The organism is Ectopseudomonas toyotomiensis (assembly GCF_900115695.1).
Taxonomy (GTDB): domain Bacteria; phylum Pseudomonadota; class Gammaproteobacteria; order Pseudomonadales; family Pseudomonadaceae; genus Aquipseudomonas; species Aquipseudomonas toyotomiensis.
Genome location: NZ_FOXK01000001.1, coordinates 590,813 through 608,181 on the forward strand (window position 1 = coordinate 590,813; position 17,369 = coordinate 608,181).

Sequence of the window (17,369 nt, forward strand, 5' to 3'; positions counted from 1 at the left end):
TCGGCACCTCTCCCAAACTACGCGAAGAAAAACCTTTCCAGGTGCCTCAATCAGCCTTGGCCAGATGCACCACGCGCTGCGGGAACGGAATGCCGATCCCCGCTTCGGTCAGACGCTCCTTGGCCAGTTCGGTAAAGGAGAATGTCACCGGCCAGAAGTCGCCAGTCGCCACCCACACGCGCAGCGACAGGTTCACCGCACTGTCACCCAGCCCAGTGACGAATACCACTGGCGCCGGCTCGACATGCACGCGCGGGTCCTGGGCAATCTCCAGCAGCACCTCGCGTGCTTTTTTGATGTCGCTGGAGTAATCGATACCGATATTGATGTCGGCACGCCGACGCGGCTCGCGCGAGTAGTTGGTGATATGTCCGTTGGACAGCGCGCCATTGGGCACGATCACCACCTTGTTGTCCGCCGTCTTCAACGTGGTATGAAAGATCTGGATGCTATCGACGCTGCCGGACACCCCCTGAGCCTCGATCCAGTCACCCGCGCGGAAGGGACGAAACAGCATGATCAGCACGCCGCCTGCGAAGTTGGCCAGGCTGCCCTGCAACGCCAGGCCGATGGCCAGCCCCGCCGCACCGATCATGGCGATGAACGAAGTGGTCTCCACGCCGATCATCGACGCCACGCTGATCAGCAGCAGAATGCGCAGCACGATGCTGACCAGACTGCTGATAAAGCTGCTCAGCGCGCGATCGACCTTGCGCGCTTCGAGCATGCGCCCGATGCTCGACGTCAGCCGACTGATCAGCCACCAGCCTACCAGCAACGTGATCACGGCCAGGGTCAGCTTGCCACTGTACTCAAGCACCACCGGCAGCCAGGCCTCGGACAGCTTGACCAGTTCGTCGACGTTCATCTCCATAGGGGTACTCCCGTTTTCCTGTGCATGAAACGAAACCGCCATGGCATGCCATGGCGGTCAAAATGCTATCAACCTAGCCTGCGACGCCGCAGCGCCGCAAAGGTTCAATCGCGGAAGTTGTTGTACTGCAGCGGCATGCCGAAGTCATGGCCACGCAGCAGGGCGATGGCTTCCTGCAGGTCGTCACGCTTCTTGCCGGTGACGCGCACCTGCTCGCCCTGGATGGCGGCCTGCACCTTGAGCTTGGCGTCCTTGATGTGGGCGACGATCTTCTTCGCCAGCTCCTTGTCGATACCTTCACGGAAGGTGACCTCCTGCTTCATCACCTTGCCCGAGGCGTAGGGCTCCTTGGTTTCCATGCACTGGCAGTCGATCTTGCGCTTGATCAGGCTGCTGCGCACGATATCGAGCATTTGCTCGAGCATGAACTCGGCTTCGGCGGTCAAGGTCAGCGCCTTGTCCTTGCTCTCGATGCTGCATTTGCCACGCAGGTCGAAACGGCGGTCGAGCTCCTTGATGGCATTGTCGACCGCATTGGTCAGTTCGTGTTTGTCCAGTTCAGACACAATGTCGAACGAAGGCATGAGTGGGCTCCTGATGGACGGCGCGATCCTCTTCACGGAGTGAACGCGCCTGACTTGACGATAACTATGGCGGGCCCATTATATCCAGACTGATACGCGCCGTTTGGCGTCCTTCCTCTCTGTCTGCGAGCCAGCCACATGCCCAACCCCCATCTCAGCATCCTGGTGGTGGACGACGCCAAGTTCTCCAGCGCCATGATCGGTCGTGCACTGAGCCAGGCCGGCTATCAGGACGTGCGTTTCGCCAGCAGCGCCAGCGAAGCGCTGCAGTTGCTCGAACAGCGTCCCGCCAGCGTGCTTCTGGCCGACTGGCTGATGCCCGAGATCGACGGCCTGGAGCTGACCGCGCGGGTGCGCCAGCTGGACGAGACCGCCGACCACTACACCTACATCATCCTGCTGACCGGCAAGGAAGGCGAAAACGTCCTGGGCGAAGCCTTCGACCGTGGCGTCGATGACTTCATCAGCAAGGCGGCAATGAACGAACAACTGGTGCCACGCGTGTACGCCGCGGATCGCCTGTGCAACACCCTGCAGCGCCTGCTGCACGAGAACCGCATGCTCACGCAGAACATCGCCAGCCTGGAGCGGCGCAATCTGGTCGATCCGCTCACCGGCCTTGGCAACCCGCGCTATCTGCGCCAGAAGCTCACCGACAGCCTGCGCCAGATCGAGTCGCGCGGCGGCGCCGTGTGCTACCTGCTGATCGGCCTGCAGGACGCCGGTCAGCTGCGCCACCAGTACGGTGACCGCTTCTTCAACGAGCTGCTGCATGGCGTCGCACGGCGCCTGCAGCAGCTTGTCAGGCCACTGGACGTGTTGACGCGCCTGGACGACAACCACTTCGGCCTGATCACCCTGCTCGACGACCTGCACGAGTGCTCGCCGAGCAGCTTCAAGCGCCTGCACGAAGGCCTCAACTACAAAGCGTTCAAGACCAGCGAAGGGTTCATTACGCTGAAAGCCGGCATCAGCCTGGTCGGTCTGGACGCCAAGGCGCTGCCCACCGATCCAGAGCAACTGATTCAGCACGCGCAAAATCTGCTGCCAGAGTCTTACGCCAGCGGCCGGGTAGCAGCCATGCGCCTGCCTCTGTCGTGACCTGGCACATCCTCGGCGCTGGCAGCCTCGGCAGCCTCTGGGCCGCACGCCTGGCCCGTGCCGGCATGCCGGTCAGGCTCATCCTGCGCAACCGGCAACGCCTCGAAGCCTATCAGCAGGCAGGCGGCCTGACGCTGATCGAATCAGGCCAGGCTCAGCAATACGCTATTGCCGCGGAGTTGCCGCAAGCCGATACGCCCATCCATCGCCTGCTGCTGGCCTGCAAGGCCTATGACGCGCAAAGCGCGGTGGCAACCATCGCCGAACGGCTCGCCCCGGGCGCCGAGCTGCTGCTGTTGCAAAATGGCCTGGGCAGCCAGGATGAAGTTGCCCAACGCCTACCCAAGCAACGTTGCCTGTTCGTCTCCAGCACCGAAGGGGCTTTTCGTCCCGCCGATTTTCAGGTGGTGTTCGCCGGCAATGGCCACAACTGGCTGGGTGACCCGAGCGATGCCCAACCACCAACCTGGCTGCACGAACTGCAGCGCGCAGGCATCGCTCACCAGTGGAGCCCGGATATCCTCACGCGCCTGTGGCGCAAACTGGCGCTGAACTGCGCGATCAACCCGCTCACCGTACTGCATGACTGTCGCAATGGCGGCCTGATCGAGCACCCTGCCGAAGTCGCCACCCTGTGCATCGAACTCGACGAGCTGCTGCAACGCTGCGGCCAGCCCGCAGCCGCAGAGAATCTGCATGAAGAGGTACAACGCGTGATCAGCGCCACGGCGGCGAACTACTCCTCCATGCATCAGGACGTTGCACAGGGGCGTCGCACCGAGATCAGCTATCTGCTTGGCTACGCCTGCGCCGCGGCGCAGCGTCATCAACTGCATGTGCCGCACCTGCAGCATCTGCAGCAGCGCCTGCTCAGGCATCTCGACGACCGTGGCTTGCCCTTGAACTAGCGGCCCGAGCCGTGGCAATGACTGCCCTGGCGCGCTAACCTGCCGTCCTCACTCGCCACAACGATAACCTCATGAGACTGCGTCAGCGCCTCGAAAACCTGCCGGTGGGCCGCAAACTGCTCGCCGCACTGCTGGTGTTGCTCGCCGCCGTGATGCTGGTGGCCAATCTGGCTTTCATCAGCGCAGCCTACTGGATCACCCAGGAAAGCATGGCGCCACAGGCCCTGCACACCCTCGGCCGGCTCATTGCCAGCCCGACGCTGAGCAAGGAAGCCTTGCACTCGTCCGCCTCGGCCGAGGCCCTGCTCAAACGCCTCGACGATTACGCGCCCCTGCGTGCAGCGGTTATCTACGACAGCAACGGCAACAGCCTGGCACAACTGCAGCGCGGCGAAAAACTGCAGCTACCGCAGCAACTGAGCCATCTGCAGAACTGGCGCGAAACGGCCTTTCGCACCAACCTCCTGGTCGACCTGCCCCATCCCAGCGGTCGCCCCGGCGCCCTGCTGCTGGTGGCTTCCAGCGAATTGCCTGGTGCCTTCTATACCGGCACCCTGACCGCGAGCCTGGTGATTCTGGCGTTCAGCGTGCTGCTGTGGATGCTGGTGGCCAGGCAGATCAAACGCCTGGTGACCAAACCCATTCGCCGCCTGGAAGAGTTGTCACGCCAGGTCACCCGCGAAGAGAACTATGCGCTGCGCGCCAATCGCGGCAATCAGGACGAGATCGGCAGCCTGGCCGATGCCTTCAACACTATGCTGATGCGCATGGAGGCCCGCGAGCAGCAGCTCAAGCGTGCCCGCGACGACGCCCAGCAGGCCTTCGATCAGGCGCAGAGCCTGGCCGAGGAAACCCGCCACTCCAACCGCAAGTTGGAGCTGGAAGTGCAGGTCCGCAGCAAGATCGAGAAGAAACTCACCGGCTTTCAGAACTACCTCAACAGTATCATCGACTCCATGCCCTCGGCGCTGATCGCCCTCGACGAACAGCTCTATGTGACGCAGTGGAATCAGGAGGCCAGCGCCCTGTCCGGGACGCGCCTGGAGGAGGCGCTGAATCAGCCGGTGTTTCTCGCCTTCCCGCCACTCAAGCCTTTCCTCCCACAGCTCAAGCGCACCGCCGAGCAGCATCGTGTGGAAAAAATCGAGCGCGTGACCTGGCACAAGGACGAGGAACCCCATCACTACGCCCTGACTTTCTACCCGCTGATGGGCAGCGCCGGCCGGGGCGTGGTGATCCGTATCGACGACATCACCCAGCGCCTGGCCCTGGAGGAAATGATGGTGCAGTCGGAGAAGATGCTCTCTGTCGGCGGCCTGGCGGCGGGCATGGCACACGAAATCAACAACCCGCTCGGCGCCATCCTGCATAACGTGCAGAACATCCGCCGGCGCCTGTCCCCGGGTCTGGAAAAGAATGTCGAACAGGCCGAGCAGGCCGGCGTCAGCCTGCCTGCCATTGAGCACTATATGGAAGCTCGTGAGGTACCGCGCCTGCTCGACGGAATCCAGCAGGCCGGCCAGCGCGCCGCCAAGATCGTCAGCCACATGCTCAGCTTCAGCCGCCGCAGCGACCGCCAGCTATCGCCCTGCGATCTGCCGGCGCTGATCGACCAAGCCCTGGAGATCGCCGGTAACGACTTCGACCTGACCGACAGTTTCGACTTCAAGACCCTGGAGATCGTGCGCCAGTTCGATCCGCTGCTGGGCCCGGTAGCCGGCACCGCCAACGAACTGGAGCAGGTGCTGCTCAACCTGCTTAAGAACGCCGCCCAGGCCATTCACCAGCGCGACGAGGATACCGAGCCCGGCCGCATCATCCTGCGCACTCGGCAGGCCGGTAGTTGGGCAGAGGTCCAGGTGGAAGACAACGGCACCGGTATGAGCGAGGCGGTGCGCAAACGCATCTTCGAACCCTTCTTCACCACCAAGGAGGTGGGTCAGGGCACCGGGCTCGGCCTGGCGGTCTCCTACTTCATCATCACCAACAATCACAAAGGGCAGATGGAGGTGCACTCCACGCCAGGCCAGGGCACCTGTTTCACCCTGCGCCTGCCGCTGGCCTCGCTGCCCGATCACACAGGACTCTGAGACATGGGCTTTCGCCTCTCGAAGATCTACACCCGCACTGGCGACAAAGGCGAAACCGGGTTGGCCGACGGCCGACGGGTCGGCAAAGACCATCCTCGCATCGAGGCCATCGGCGAGCTGGATACACTCAACAGCCAGCTCGGCCTGCTGCTTGCCGAACTGGATGATGCCGCCACGACCTGGCCGGCACTCAAGGAGATCAGCGAGGTGCTGAGCCCCTGCCAACACCGCCTGTTCGACCTCGGTGGCGAACTGGCGATGCCCGAGTACCAGGCCTTGCAGCAGGTAGAAGTGCAGCGCCTGGAGACGGCCATCGACAACTGGAACGAAGAAGTCGGCCCCCTGGAAAACTTCATCCTGCCCGGCGGCTCCCAGCTGATCGCCCAGGCTCACGTCTGCCGCAGCCTGGCCCGCAGTTGCGAACGCCGCTGTCAGCACCTCAACGCCGTGGAACCGCTACGTGGTGAGGGCCTCGCCTACGTCAACCGCCTCTCCGACCTGCTGTTCGTCGCGGCTCGCCTGATCGCCAAACGCCAGGGCATCGCCGAGGTGCTGTGGAAGGCGGCAGACAAACCCTAAAACCAGAAACTTGAGCGTAGGGTGCGCCGTGTGCACCTGAAATACTGCGATAGCTGCTCGCGGTGCGCACGGCGCACCCTACTACGGCCAGAACGCGCGGATTCCGGCCACGCCTTGGGCGCCGATCTGCCAGGCGCGCTCGATATCCGCCGGACCGACACCACCCAACAGATAAGCCGGCAGGTTGAAATGAGTCAGCATCTCGCTTGCGGCTTGCCAGCCCAGCGGCTGCGCCTCGGGATGAGTGGCGGTCGCCTGCACCGGAGACAGGGTGACGAAATCCACGCCCATCTGCATGGCCAGCGACAGCTCCTCGGCATTATGGCAAGACGCCGCCAGCCAGCGATCCTCAGGGAAAGGGCGGCCGCCAGCGGCATACTTGCGCAGCTGCTCGGCCGTCAGGTGCCAGCCAGCCGCGGGAAAATCGCCCAACCACTCCAGCGGTCCCTTGAGCATCAGTTGCGCCTTGCCGGCACACAGGCCCTGCACGTCGACAGCCAGGTCGCGGTATTGCGGGTCGAACATGTTCGGCGCGCGCAGCTGTATCAGCCTTACCCCCTGCGCCAGAGCACTGCGGATGCCAGCAAGCAGCTCACTCGACTGCAGGCCATCCGGGGTGATCAGGTAGCGCTCCGGCAGGCGCGCGGCAGCGACTATGGGTTTGTTGGCGGCGGGGAATTCGTATTCCAGCAACTGCCGTTCGTTAACCCAGGCCAATGGCTGGCCCTCGGCGCCATGCGGCTCACCACTGAAGGCCGAGACTTCCCAGACGTCCAGTAACACCTGCTTGTCCGGGTAGTCGTAGCGAATCTGGATCAGCGGGCGCGCTGCCTGCGGACGAATCCCCAGTTCCTCCTGCAGTTCACGATCGAGGGCGACGCGCACGGCCTCACCGTCCTCCACCTTGCCGCCGGGAAACTCCCACAGACCGCCCTGGTGTTTATCATCGGGTCGCCTGGCGATCAGGATGCGTCCATCGACACCCCGAATCACCGCTGCTGCGACATGCACACGCTTCACCCCTTTACCTCCTGCAATGCTGCCTGATACCAGCGCCGGAACGCCGGCCAGCGGTAGATGGTTTCGACATAGGCTGCTGCCGTTGTCGGTAGCGCCACATGATAACTGCGCAGACGCGCGGCGACCGGCGCATAGAAGGCATCGGCAATGCTGGCCTGACCGAACAGATAGTTGCCTGAAGTGGCGAAGCGCTCGCGGCAATCGGCCCAGATCGCGCAAATACGATCAATATCCGCCTGCGCCGCGTCCGGCAGCTCGGTCAGTGCCTTGTCACGCGCCAGATCCATCGGCAGGTGGCTGCGCAGAGCGCTGAAGCCACTGTGCATCTCCGCACAGACACTACGCGCCAAGGCGCGGGCCTGGCGATCCTGCGGCCACAGCTGCGCCTCGGGGTAGCACTCGGCCAGATATTCGGCTATCGCCAGCGAATCCCACACCGGTCCCTGCTCGGTGAGCAGCACAGGCACCTTGCCGGTGGGCGAGTGCCGCAGCAATTGCGCGCGGCTGTCGGGCTGATACAGGCGCACCAGCACTTCTTCACATTCCACACCGGCCAGCTCGACCGCCAGAGCGGCGCGCAACGACCAGGAGGAATAGTTCTTGTCGCCAATCACCAGTTTCAGTGCCATCTCGCGCGTCCTCGGGAATGAAGTCACTCGACGTTAAAAGCCTGCCTCCCGAATAGCAAATTCCCGCGCGTCATAGGGTCATGAGGCGCGGGAATACGGACGAGCAGGACGCGATCAGGTGCGGTATTCGGCGTTGATCTTGACGTACTCGTGGGACAGGTCGGTGGTCCAGATGGTCTCGCTGCAGGTACCGCGACCCAGCTCGATACGGATGGTGATTTCCTCACGGGCCATCACCGCAGCACCCTGCTCTTCGGTGTAGGTGGTCGCACGGCAACCCTTGCTGGCGATGCAGACTTCGCCGAGGAACACATCGATCTTGCTCACATCCAGTTGCGGTACGCCGGCATAGCCGACAGCAGCGAGGATGCGTCCCCAGTTCGGGTCGGAGGCGAACAGTGCGGTCTTGATCAGCGGCGAGTGGGCCACCGCGTAAGCCACGTCCAGGCACTCCTGATGGGTGCCACCAGCATTGACCTGAACAGTGACGAACTTGGTCGCACCTTCGCCGTCACGGACGATGGCCTGCGCCACCTCCATGAACACCTCGAACACGGCCTGCTTGAGCTTGGCGAACAACTCGCCGGAGGCCTCGGTGATTTCCGCCAGGGCCGCCTGGCCGGTGGCGATCAGCATGCAGCAGTCGTTGGTGGAGGTATCACCGTCGATGGTGATGCGGTTGAACGACTTGTTCGCCGCGTCGCGCACCAGATCCTGCAGCACGCCCTGAGCGACCTTGGCGTCAGTGGCGATGTAGCCGAGCATGGTCGCCATGTTCGGCCGGATCATGCCGGCGCCCTTGGAGATGCCGGTCACGGTGATGGTCACGCCATCATGCTGGAACTGCCGGCTGGCGCCCTTGGGCAGGGTGTCGGTGGTCATGATGCCGGTGGCAGCCGCTTGCCAGTTGTCGGCCTTGAGATCATCCAGCGCGGCCTGCAACGCGGACTCGATCTTCTCCACCGGCAGCGGCTCGCCGATCACACCGGTGGAGAACGGCAGTACGGCGCTTTCGGTTACACCGGTCAGCTCGGCCAGGCGTGCACAGGCACGGCGTGCACGGGCCAGGCCATCGGCGCCGGTACCGGCATTGGCATTGCCGGTATTGGTCAGCAGATAACGCACTTCACCACCCAGGCGCTCGCGAGTGATCAGTACCGGCGCCGCACAGAAGGCGTTGGTGGTGGTCACCCCGGCAATACGCGAACCTTCGGCACAGCGCATCACCACCACATCCTTGCGCCCGGGACGCTTGATGCCGGCTGAGGCGATGCCCAGCTCGAAACCAGGAACCGGGTGCAGGGTAGACAGCGGGCCAAGACCAACAGCCATAAGGTGAGCTCCTTGTGAGACGTTGCCGACCGCCAGGCGGTCTGAAAGATGGTAAAACGCCGCGAGCGGCAGAGCCGTCGCGGCGTCATCGAGGGCGGCGACAGCATAGCCGAAGCCCTCTCTACTGCAAGCGCCTTTAGCGGCGCGCAGCTGCCATGATCAGCCGATCTGACCGTGGCAGTGCTTGTACTTCTTGCCCGAGCCACAAGGGCACGGTTCGTTGCGGCCGACCTTCGGCTCGGCGCGTACTGGCGCTGCAGCCACAGCGACGTCGCCCTCTTCGCCATTGCTCTCTTCAGCCGCCAGGGCCGAAGCGTCAGCGTGCTGGAACTGCATGCGCTCGGCCATCGCTTCAGCCTCGCGACGCAGTCGGGCTTCTTCTTCGGCCGGATCTTCGCGACGTACCTGAACGTGGCTGAGCACGCGAATGGTGTCGCGCTTGATCGACTCCAGCAGCTCCTGGAACAGGGCGAAGGACTCGCGCTTGTATTCCTGTTTCGGGTTCTTCTGCGCGTAACCGCGCAGGTGAATACCGTGACGCAGGTGATCCATGGTCGACAGGTGGTCTTTCCACAGGTCATCCAGCACGCGCAGCAGAATCTGCTTCTCGAAGGTACGCAGGGCCTCGGCACTGGCCTGGGTTTCCTTCTCGTTGTACGCGCTCAGCAGCTCGGCCAGGATGCGCTCACGCAGGGTTTCTTCGTACAGCTTGTCGTCTTCATCCAGCCACTGCTGGATCGGCAGCTTGATGCCGAAGTCGCTTTGCAGCGTCGACTCCAGGCCGGCGACGTCCCACTGCTCTGGCATCGACTGTGGCGGGATGTGGTTGTTGACCGCAGCGGTCAGCACTTCCTCGCGGAACTCGGCGATGGTGTCGCCAACGCTCTCGGCAGCCAGCAGGCTGTTGCGCATGTGGTAGATCACCTTGCGCTGCTCGTTGGCCACGTCGTCGAATTCGAGCAGTTGCTTGCGCATGTCAAAGTTGCGGCCCTCGACCTTACGCTGGGCCTTCTCGATGGCGTTGGTGACCATGCGGTGCTCGATGGCCTCGCCGGGCTGCATACCAAGAGCCTTCATGAAGTTCTTCACCCGATCCGAGGCGAAGATGCGCATCAGGTTGTCTTCCAGCGACAGGTAGAAGCGGCTGGAGCCCGGGTCACCCTGACGGCCGGCACGACCGCGCAGCTGATTGTCGATACGACGCGATTCGTGGCGCTCGGAAGCGATCACATGCAGGCCGCCGGCTTCGATCACCTGCTGGTGACGCTTCTGCCACTCGCTCTTGATCTGCGCGATCTGCTCGTCGGTCGGGTTTTCCAGCGCCGCGACTTCCACTTCCCAGTTGCCACCGAGAAGGATGTCGGTACCACGACCGGCCATGTTGGTAGCGATGGTCAGCGCTCCCGGACGACCGGCCTGGGCGATGATCTCGGCTTCCTTGTCGTGAAACTTGGCGTTGAGCACCTTGTGCTCGATGCCTTCCTTGTCGAGCAACTGGCTGACGTACTCGGAGGTTTCGATGGTGGCGGTACCGACCAGAATCGGACGCCCCTGGGCCTGGCAATCCTTGATGTCGGCGATGATCGCCTGGTACTTCTCTTCCTGGGTCAGGTAGACCAGGTCGTTGAAGTCCTTGCGCGCAACCGGCTTGTTGGTCGGGATCACCATCACGTCCAGACCGTAGATCTGGCGGAACTCGAAAGCCTCGGTGTCGGCGGTACCGGTCATGCCGGACAGTTTGTTGTAGAGACGGAAGTAGTTCTGGAAGGTGGTCGAGGCGAGGGTCTGGCTCTCGGCCTGAATGTTCACCCCTTCCTTCGCTTCGATGGCCTGGTGCAGGCCCTCGGAGAGGCGGCGACCCGGCATGGTACGGCCGGTGTGCTCGTCGATCAGAATCACCTGACCGTTCTGCACGATGTACTCGACATTGCGATTGAACAGCTTGTGCGCACGCAGGCCGGCGTAAACGTGAGTCAGCAGACCGAGGTTGTGCGCGGAATACAGGCTCTCACCCTCGGCCAGCAGGCCTGCAGCGGTGAGCATCTCTTCGACGTACTGGTGGCCGGCCTCGTTGAGTTCGACCTGGCGCGATTTCTCGTCGACCTTGTAGTGACCTTCCTGAGTCACCACGCCTTCCTCTTCCTCGATGTGCTGCTTGAGGCGCGGGATCAGCTTGTTGATCTCGATGTACAGCTTGGAGCTGTCCTCGGCCTGACCGGAGATGATCAGCGGGGTACGCGCTTCGTCGATGAGGATGGAGTCGACTTCGTCGATCACGGCGAAATTCAGCTCGCGCTGGAACTTGTCTTCCAGGCTGAAGGCCATGTTGTCGCGCAGGTAGTCGAAACCGAATTCGTTGTTGGTGCCGTAGGTGATGTCAGCGGCGTAAGCGGCGCGCTTCTCTTCCGGCGGCTGGAAGGGGGTGACGATACCCACGGTCAGGCCGAGGAACTCGTACAGCGGACGCATCCAGTTGGCGTCGCGGCGGGCCAGGTATTCGTTGACCGTGACCACGTGCACGCCCTTGCCGGACAGCGCGTTGAGGTAAACCGCCAGGGTACCTACCAGGGTCTTGCCCTCACCGGTACGCATCTCGGCGATCTTGCCTTCATGCAGGGTCATGCCGCCGATCAGCTGCACATCGAAGTGGCGCATGCCCATCACTCGCTTACCGGCCTCACGGGCCACGGCAAAGGCTTCGGGAAGCAGCTTGTCGAGGGTTTCGCCCTGAGCCAGACGGCCCTTGAACTCTTCGGTCTTGCCACGCAGTTGCTCGTCCGAGAGGGCGATCATCTGCTCTTCGAGGACGTTGACGGACTGCACCGCCTTGAGCAAGCGTTTGACTTCACGCTCATTCTTGCTTCCGAAAAGTTTTTTAAACAGAGGCGCAAACATATCGACAGGATCTTCCGGCGAATGGATGGAGGTCGGCGCAAATCGCGACCTGGCAGCCAGCATGGCTGCGGGCGAAGGGGGCATTCTACCCGGAAAACTCAGGGAGGAAAGTGACGTTGTCAGCCCGTTGCTGCCGTGTGATGGCGCAGGCCACGCATCCCCGGTCAGCCAGGGGCGCGGCGTGAAACTTTATATGGGGATGAATGCTGGCAATTCAAGGCCAGCCATCGCCGTTGACTCACTCGACGCCGTTGGCTCGTGCGATATAGAGGGCGGGATTGACCTGTCGGCCATCCTTGCTGACTTCGAAGTGCACGTGATAACCGGTGGAGCGACCACTGCGGCCGACCTTGGCGATGGTCTGGCCGCGCTGCACCAGATCGCCGATCTGCACGGTATTGCTCTGGTTGTGGGCATAGAGCGTGACGTAACCATCCGTGTGACTGATTTCCACGGTATTGCCGTAACCATTCTTCCTGCCGGAAAAGGTCACCACACCCGCCGCCACCGAAACCACGTCACTGCCAGGCTTGGCCGCGAAATCGATGCCCTTGTGGACACTGGCGCGGCCGGTCAGCGGATGCACACGACGGCCGAAAGGTGACGATACATAACCTTGCAAGACTGGGCGACCGGACAGTGTTTCCGCTTCACTCAGGCGGCGCTCGCCAAGCAGTTGTTCCAGCACTTCCAACTGCTGCTCACGACTTTCCACGCGCAGTGCCAGCTCATCCAGAGCGTTCATGAAAGGCGGCGGCGCATAGGCCGAAGCCCCCAGTGGATCTTCCGCGCCGCCCTGACCGACACTGAGGGAGAAGTCGAACTCACCGGCGTCCAGTTCCGCCAGTTCGGTGAGGCGCTCACCCAGGGCATCGAGCCGGGTGAGACGCGCCTGCAGCTCGGCAACATGCACAGCGAAGGCGTCGAGCTGACGTTGCGCGTCCTGGCGCACGGCGCCGACCTGCTCGCGCTGCTGGTCGAGGGCTTCGACCAGCGAGGTGTCGACCACCGGTTCGGCGGTCAACCACTTGGCGCCCATCGCAGCACCGGCAGCAAGGCTCAGGACCAGGAGCAGGACGACCGAGAGCAGCAACCAGCGCAGGTCCAGATTGATCGTTCGCGCCGAACCGTGACGGCTATTGAGCAAGATGATATGCAATGGCTTCCCCTTTTCGCAGAACACAGGCCGGTAGCACGCTCTGCTACCATGACGGCTCTGCAACTTAAGGCTTCCTGCCATGACGTTTCGTCCCTTGCCGGCCCAGGCACCCGCTAAGCTGTTACGCGAAGCCAAGCCCCTGAAAGCGCTGTTCGGTCAGGCGCAACGCCTTACCCACCTGCAGCGTCTTGTCGATAGCCAGCTGCAGCCTGCTGCCCGGGAACACTGTCATGTAGCGTCCTGGCGCGACGGCTGCTTGTTATTGATCGTGACCGATGGCCACTGGGCAACACGCCTGCGTTATCAGCAAAGAAGACTGCAACGACAACTACAGGCACTCGAAGAATTCGCGACCTTAACGAAAATCATGTTCAAGGTGCAACCTCAAGGCGGCCAGAATCGTGGAACCGGTCGCACCTTGCACTTGTCGAATAGCGCCGCACAAAGCATCCAGGCAACGGCCGAAGGTATCAGCGACCCCAGGCTACGCGCGGCACTCGAGCGCCTGGCCAGCCACACGCAGAAAGACCAATAAGCCCCCGCTCCGCTCGTCGGTAAAACTCGTTTCGAGGCAGGCGCCAGACAAATGGCGCCAGAGACCCTCACCCCAAATCCCACTCCACAGAGTGACCGGCCATAAAAAAGGCCACCCGAAGGTGGCCTCAAATAAAGCTGGAAAGAGAGTAGGTTTACACCGCCGCAACCGGGCGCATGTAAGAGATCGGTGCGAGCTTGGCGTCCTCGAAGGTCACCATTTCCCAGGCATCGGTCTGTTCGATCAACGTACGCAGCAAACGATTGTTCAGCGCGTGACCCGACTTGAAGCCCTTGAACTCGCCGATCAGGCTGTTGCCCAGCAAGTACAGATCGCCGATGGCATCGAGAATCTTGTGTTTGACGAATTCGTCCTCGTAACGCAGGCCGTCTTCGTTGAGCACACGATATTCGTCGACCACGATGGCGTTTTCCACACTGCCACCGAGTGCCAGGTTCTGCGAACGCAGGAACTCGATGTCACGCATGAAGCCGAAGGTGCGGGCCCGGCTGACTTCCTTGACGAAAGACGTGCTGGAGAAATCCACACTGGCGCTCTGCGTACGATTGCGGAACACGGGGTGATCGAAGTCGATCTCGAAGCTCACCTTGAAGCCGTCGAAAGGTACGAAGGTGGCGCGCTTGTCGCCCTCCTCCACCGTCACCTCACGCAGGATGCGGATGAACTTCTTCGGCGCTTCCTGCTCCTGCAGGCCAGCGGATTGAATCAGGAATACAAAGGGACCAGCGCTACCATCCATGATCGGTACTTCGGACGCGGAGAGCTCGACGTAGGCGTTATCGATGCCCAGGCCTGCCATGGCCGAAAGCAGGTGCTCTACCGTATCCACCTTGACATCACCATTGATCAACGTGGTCGACATGGTGGTTTCACCGACATTCCCGGCCAGCGCGCGGATTTCCACGACGGGGTCGAGGTCGGTACGACGAAACACGATACCGGTATCCACCGGTGCCGGCTTCAGGGTCAGGTAAACCTTCTCCCCCGAATGCAGGCCAACGCCGGTGGCACGGATGATGTTCTTCAGGGTGCGTTGTCTGATCATGGCTTGGCCGCTATATCGCTAGTTGCGAACTGTTTTCAACAATGGTCGGGAATGATAGCAGAACCGACCTTTGCTGAACACCAATCACCCATATACTCCTGATAAATTCCATCAATCAGCCTGGCGACGCAGGAAAGCCGGAATATCCAGGTAATCGAGGTCGTCCTGGGTATTGAGCTTGGCTGCAGTGGCCGCACCGCCATGACTCTGGCGCTGCACGGTGGGACGCTCGTAGTCCTTGTAGTTGACCGACTGCTCGCTGCGCGGCTGCGCGGCAGGCTGCTGGGCAACCGGCTGGCTGACGGCGACCTGAACGGTGTTGTCGACCACCTTCACCGGCTTCTCCATGCGCGCGCCGAGGCCGGTAGCGACCACGGTAACGTGCAGCTCGTCGCGCATGTCGGCGTCGATCACGGTGCCGACCTTGACGGTGGCGTGCTCGGAAGCGAACTGCTCGATGATGTTACCCACGTCGGAGTACTCACCCAGCGACAGGTCCGGACCGGCAGTGATGTTCACCAGAATGCCGCGCGCCCCCTGCAGGTTGACGTCTTCCAGCAGCGGGTTGCGGATCGCCGCTTCGGTGGCTTCGCGCGCACGGTTCGGACCGCTGGCGCAGCCGGTGCCCATCATGGCCATGCCCATTTCGCTCATCACGGTTTTCACGTCGGCGAAGTCGACGTTGATCATCCCCGGACGCTTGATGATGTCGGAGATACCGCGCACGGCGCCGGCCAGCACGTCGTCAGCCTTGGCGAAGGCGGACAGCAGGCTGGCGTCCTTGCCGAGGATGGTCAGCAGCTTTTCGTTGGGAATGGTGATCAGCGAGTCGACGCTCTCGGACAGCGCGCGGATGCCCTCGTCGGCGATGACCATGCGCTTCTTGCCCTCGAACGGGAACGGACGGGTCACCACTGCCACGGTGAGAATGCCCAGTTCCTTGGCCACCTCAGCGATCACCGGCGCAGCGCCGGTGCCGGTACCGCCACCCATGCCGGTGGTGATGAACACCATGTCAGTGCCTTGCAGCACTTCGGCGATGCGCTCGCGATCTTCCAGCGCGGCCTGACGACCGACTTCCGGATTGGCACCGGCACCCAGGCCCTTGGTCACGCCCGGGCCGAGCTGCAGCACGGTACGTGCGCCGATGTTCTTCAGCGCCTGCGCATCGGTGTTGGCGCAGATGAACTCGACGCCCTCGATGTTGCTGACGGCCATGTGATTGACTGCGTTGCCGCCGCCACCACCGACACCGATTACTTTGATTACCGCGCTTTGCGGAATGTTATCTACTAGTTCGAACATGATCCCTCTCCTTCCTTTCTAGTTGTAACGCCTACTGCAAATTTAGAAATTGCCTTGCACCCAACGCTTGATGCGTTCGAGTACCGGGGTTTTGTTTTCGTCCTGGTAAAGACTGCCCACCGACATGGAAATGCCGTCGTTCTGCTTCTGCAGCCCGTACAACAGCAAACCCACACCGGTGGAATAAATCGGGTTGCGCACCACGTCGCCCATGCCCTTGACGCTGTGCGGTACGCCCAGTCGAACCGGCATGTGGAAAATTTCTTCGGCCAGTTCGACCGCGCCTTCCATCTTCGCCGTGCCGCCGGTCATGACGATGCCGGCCGGGATCAGGTCTTCGTAACCGCTGCGGCGCAGCTCGGCCTGAACCAGGGTGAACAGCTCGTCGTAACGCGGCTCGACCACTTCGGCCAGAGACTGGCGCGAGAGATCACGCGGCGGGCGATCACCGACGCTCGGCACCTTGATGGTTTCGCCGGCACCGGCCAGCTTGGCCAGGGCGCAGGCGTAGCGGATCTTGATTTCCTCGGCGTACTGGGTCGGCGTACGCAGGGCCATGGCGATGTCGTTGGTGACCTGGTCACCGGCAATCGGGATCACCGCGGTGTGGCGAATCGCGCCTTCGGTGAAGATGGCGATATCGGTGGTGCCACCGCCGATGTCCACCAGGCACACGCCCAGCTCCTTCTCGTCCTCGGTCAGTACCGAATAAGCGGATGCAAGCTGCTCGAGGATGATGTCGTCGACTTCCAGGCCGCAGCGGCGCACGCACTTCTCGATGTTCTGTGCGGCATTCACGGCGCAGGTGACGACGTGCACCTTGGCCTCCAGGCGCACGCCGGACATGCCCAGCGGCTCGCGCACGCCTTCCTGGTTATCGATCACGTAATCCTGGGCCAGGGTGTGCAGCACGCGCTGATCCGCGGGAATCGCCACGGCCTGCGCGGCGTCAAGCACGCGCTCGATGTCGGCCGGGCTCACTTCACGATCACGGATGGCGACGATACCGTGGCTGTTGAGGCTGCGGATGTGATTGCCGGCCACACCGACGAACGCCGAGTGAATGCGGCAGCCGGCCATTAGCTGCGCCTCTTCCACCGCGCGCTGGATCGAGGCCACGGTGGACTCGATATTGACCACCACGCCCTTCTTCAGCCCGCGCGACGGATGGGTGCCGATACCGACGATTTCCAGCTGGCCGTCGGCCGTCACCTCGCCCACCAGCGCCACCACCTTGGAGGTGCCGATGTCCAGGCCAACGATCATCTTGCCGCTCTGCGCGCTATTCATTA

Annotated in this window: 14 protein-coding genes and 1 pseudogene; 5 read left to right on the plus strand and 10 right to left on the minus strand. The window is 62.4% G+C overall.

Features of this window, described 5'->3' with window-relative positions; translation table 11 throughout:
- Nucleotides 1-46 precede the first annotated feature (46 nt).
- Together BM186_RS02940 and BM186_RS02945 are read right to left on the minus strand one after the other, a co-directional pair.
- Entirely contained in the window at nucleotides 47-874 is an 828-nt protein-coding gene (locus BM186_RS02940) for a mechanosensitive ion channel family protein (RefSeq protein ID WP_064494083.1), read from the minus strand.
- Between the two features lie 104 nt (nucleotides 875-978).
- On the minus strand, nucleotides 979-1,458 hold the full coding sequence (locus tag BM186_RS02945) for a YajQ family cyclic di-GMP-binding protein (RefSeq protein ID WP_074913486.1): 480 nt from the start codon (nucleotides 1,456-1,458) through the stop codon (nucleotides 979-981).
- 135 nt (nucleotides 1,459-1,593) lie between these two features.
- Here BM186_RS02945 and BM186_RS02950 point away from each other — a divergent pair.
- The 4 genes and pseudogenes from BM186_RS02950 to BM186_RS02965 form a co-directional block, all read left to right on the plus strand.
- A pseudogene (locus tag BM186_RS02950) lies at nucleotides 1,594-2,559 on the plus strand (response regulator); the annotation flags it as partial.
- Nucleotides 2,556-3,467, plus strand: a complete 912-nt coding sequence (locus BM186_RS02955; RefSeq protein WP_074913488.1) for a putative 2-dehydropantoate 2-reductase — start codon at nucleotides 2,556-2,558, stop codon at nucleotides 3,465-3,467. The pseudogene BM186_RS02950 and the gene BM186_RS02955, both read left to right, overlap by 4 nt.
- 71 nt (nucleotides 3,468-3,538) lie before the next feature.
- On the plus strand, nucleotides 3,539-5,557 hold the full coding sequence (locus tag BM186_RS02960) for an ATP-binding protein (protein WP_074913489.1): 2,019 nt from the start codon (nucleotides 3,539-3,541) through the stop codon (nucleotides 5,555-5,557).
- Between the two features lie 3 nt (nucleotides 5,558-5,560).
- A complete protein-coding gene (locus BM186_RS02965) occupies nucleotides 5,561-6,136 on the plus strand; it encodes a cob(I)yrinic acid a,c-diamide adenosyltransferase (RefSeq protein WP_074913490.1) in 576 nt (191 codons plus the stop codon).
- An 81-nt stretch (nucleotides 6,137-6,217) separates the two neighbouring features.
- On the opposite strand, the gene BM186_RS02970 is transcribed toward BM186_RS02965, so the two are convergent.
- The 5 genes from BM186_RS02970 to BM186_RS02990 form a co-directional block, all read right to left on the minus strand.
- Nucleotides 6,218-7,156, minus strand: a complete 939-nt coding sequence (locus tag BM186_RS02970; protein ID WP_074913491.1) for a Nudix family hydrolase — start codon at nucleotides 7,154-7,156, stop codon at nucleotides 6,218-6,220.
- Nucleotides 7,153-7,785, minus strand: coding sequence for a glutathione S-transferase family protein (locus tag BM186_RS02975; protein WP_072423030.1), 633 nt, complete (start codon nucleotides 7,783-7,785; stop codon nucleotides 7,153-7,155). Before BM186_RS02975 ends, BM186_RS02970 begins: the two co-directional genes overlap by 4 nt.
- A gap of 114 nt (nucleotides 7,786-7,899) precedes the next feature.
- Nucleotides 7,900-9,117 carry a bifunctional glutamate N-acetyltransferase/amino-acid acetyltransferase ArgJ gene (gene argJ / locus BM186_RS02980; protein ID WP_074913492.1) on the minus strand — a complete coding sequence of 406 codons (1,218 nt, stop codon included), beginning with the start codon at nucleotides 9,115-9,117 and terminating at the stop codon, nucleotides 7,900-7,902.
- Between the two features lie 159 nt (nucleotides 9,118-9,276).
- Entirely contained in the window at nucleotides 9,277-12,012 is a 2,736-nt protein-coding gene (gene secA / locus BM186_RS02985; protein ID WP_074913493.1) for a preprotein translocase subunit SecA, read from the minus strand.
- Nucleotides 12,013-12,250: 238 nt separating this feature from the next.
- Nucleotides 12,251-13,171 (minus strand): M23 family metallopeptidase, encoded by a 921-nt coding sequence (locus tag BM186_RS02990; RefSeq protein WP_045734160.1) that lies wholly within the window; start codon nucleotides 13,169-13,171, stop codon nucleotides 12,251-12,253.
- A 79-nt stretch (nucleotides 13,172-13,250) separates the two neighbouring features.
- On the opposite strand from BM186_RS02990, the gene BM186_RS02995 reads away from it, so the two are divergent.
- Complete coding sequence (locus tag BM186_RS02995; protein ID WP_021488112.1) at nucleotides 13,251-13,706, plus strand: DUF721 domain-containing protein; 456 nt, start codon at nucleotides 13,251-13,253, stop codon at nucleotides 13,704-13,706.
- A 154-nt stretch (nucleotides 13,707-13,860) separates the two neighbouring features.
- Here the strand turns inward: BM186_RS02995 and lpxC are convergent, their stop codons facing one another.
- The 3 genes from lpxC to ftsA all read right to left on the minus strand — a co-directional run bounded on the left by lpxC (nucleotide 13,861) and on the right by ftsA (nucleotide 17,367).
- The gene (lpxC, locus tag BM186_RS03000; protein WP_013714156.1) at nucleotides 13,861-14,772 is read right to left on the minus strand and encodes a UDP-3-O-acyl-N-acetylglucosamine deacetylase; all 912 of its coding nucleotides are present in this window, start codon (nucleotides 14,770-14,772) and stop codon (nucleotides 13,861-13,863) included.
- A gap of 111 nt (nucleotides 14,773-14,883) precedes the next feature.
- On the minus strand, nucleotides 14,884-16,077 hold the full coding sequence (ftsZ, locus tag BM186_RS03005; RefSeq protein WP_021488111.1) for a cell division protein FtsZ: 1,194 nt from the start codon (nucleotides 16,075-16,077) through the stop codon (nucleotides 14,884-14,886).
- A gap of 42 nt (nucleotides 16,078-16,119) precedes the next feature.
- Nucleotides 16,120-17,367, minus strand: coding sequence for a cell division protein FtsA (ftsA, locus tag BM186_RS03010; protein WP_074913494.1), 1,248 nt, complete (start codon nucleotides 17,365-17,367; stop codon nucleotides 16,120-16,122).
- Between the last annotated feature and the right edge of the window lie 2 nt (nucleotides 17,368-17,369).

Bases quoted from the DNA above. Each gene is read 5' to 3' on its own strand.
- BM186_RS02940 (WP_064494083.1), bottom strand. From the start codon at position 874: ATGGAGATGAACGTCGACGAACTGGTCAAGCTGTCCGAGGCCTGGCTG.
- BM186_RS02945 (WP_074913486.1), bottom strand. From the start codon at position 1,458: ATGCCTTCGTTCGACATTGTGTCTGAACTGGACAAACACGAACTGACC.
- BM186_RS02960 (WP_074913489.1), top strand. From the start codon at position 3,539: ATGAGACTGCGTCAGCGCCTCGAAAACCTGCCGGTGGGCCGCAAACTG.
- BM186_RS02965 (WP_074913490.1), top strand. From the start codon at position 5,561: ATGGGCTTTCGCCTCTCGAAGATCTACACCCGCACTGGCGACAAAGGC.
- BM186_RS02975 (WP_072423030.1), bottom strand. From the start codon at position 7,785: ATGGCACTGAAACTGGTGATTGGCGACAAGAACTATTCCTCCTGGTCG.
- argJ (WP_074913492.1), bottom strand. From the start codon at position 9,117: ATGGCTGTTGGTCTTGGCCCGCTGTCTACCCTGCACCCGGTTCCTGGT.
- secA (WP_074913493.1), bottom strand. From the start codon at position 12,012: ATGTTTGCGCCTCTGTTTAAAAAACTTTTCGGAAGCAAGAATGAGCGT.
- BM186_RS02995 (WP_021488112.1), top strand. From the start codon at position 13,251: ATGACGTTTCGTCCCTTGCCGGCCCAGGCACCCGCTAAGCTGTTACGC.
- lpxC (WP_013714156.1), bottom strand. From the start codon at position 14,772: ATGATCAGACAACGCACCCTGAAGAACATCATCCGTGCCACCGGCGTT.
- ftsZ (WP_021488111.1), bottom strand. From the start codon at position 16,077: ATGTTCGAACTAGTAGATAACATTCCGCAAAGCGCGGTAATCAAAGTA.
- ftsA (WP_074913494.1), bottom strand. From the start codon at position 17,367: ATGAATAGCGCGCAGAGCGGCAAGATGATCGTTGGCCTGGACATCGGC.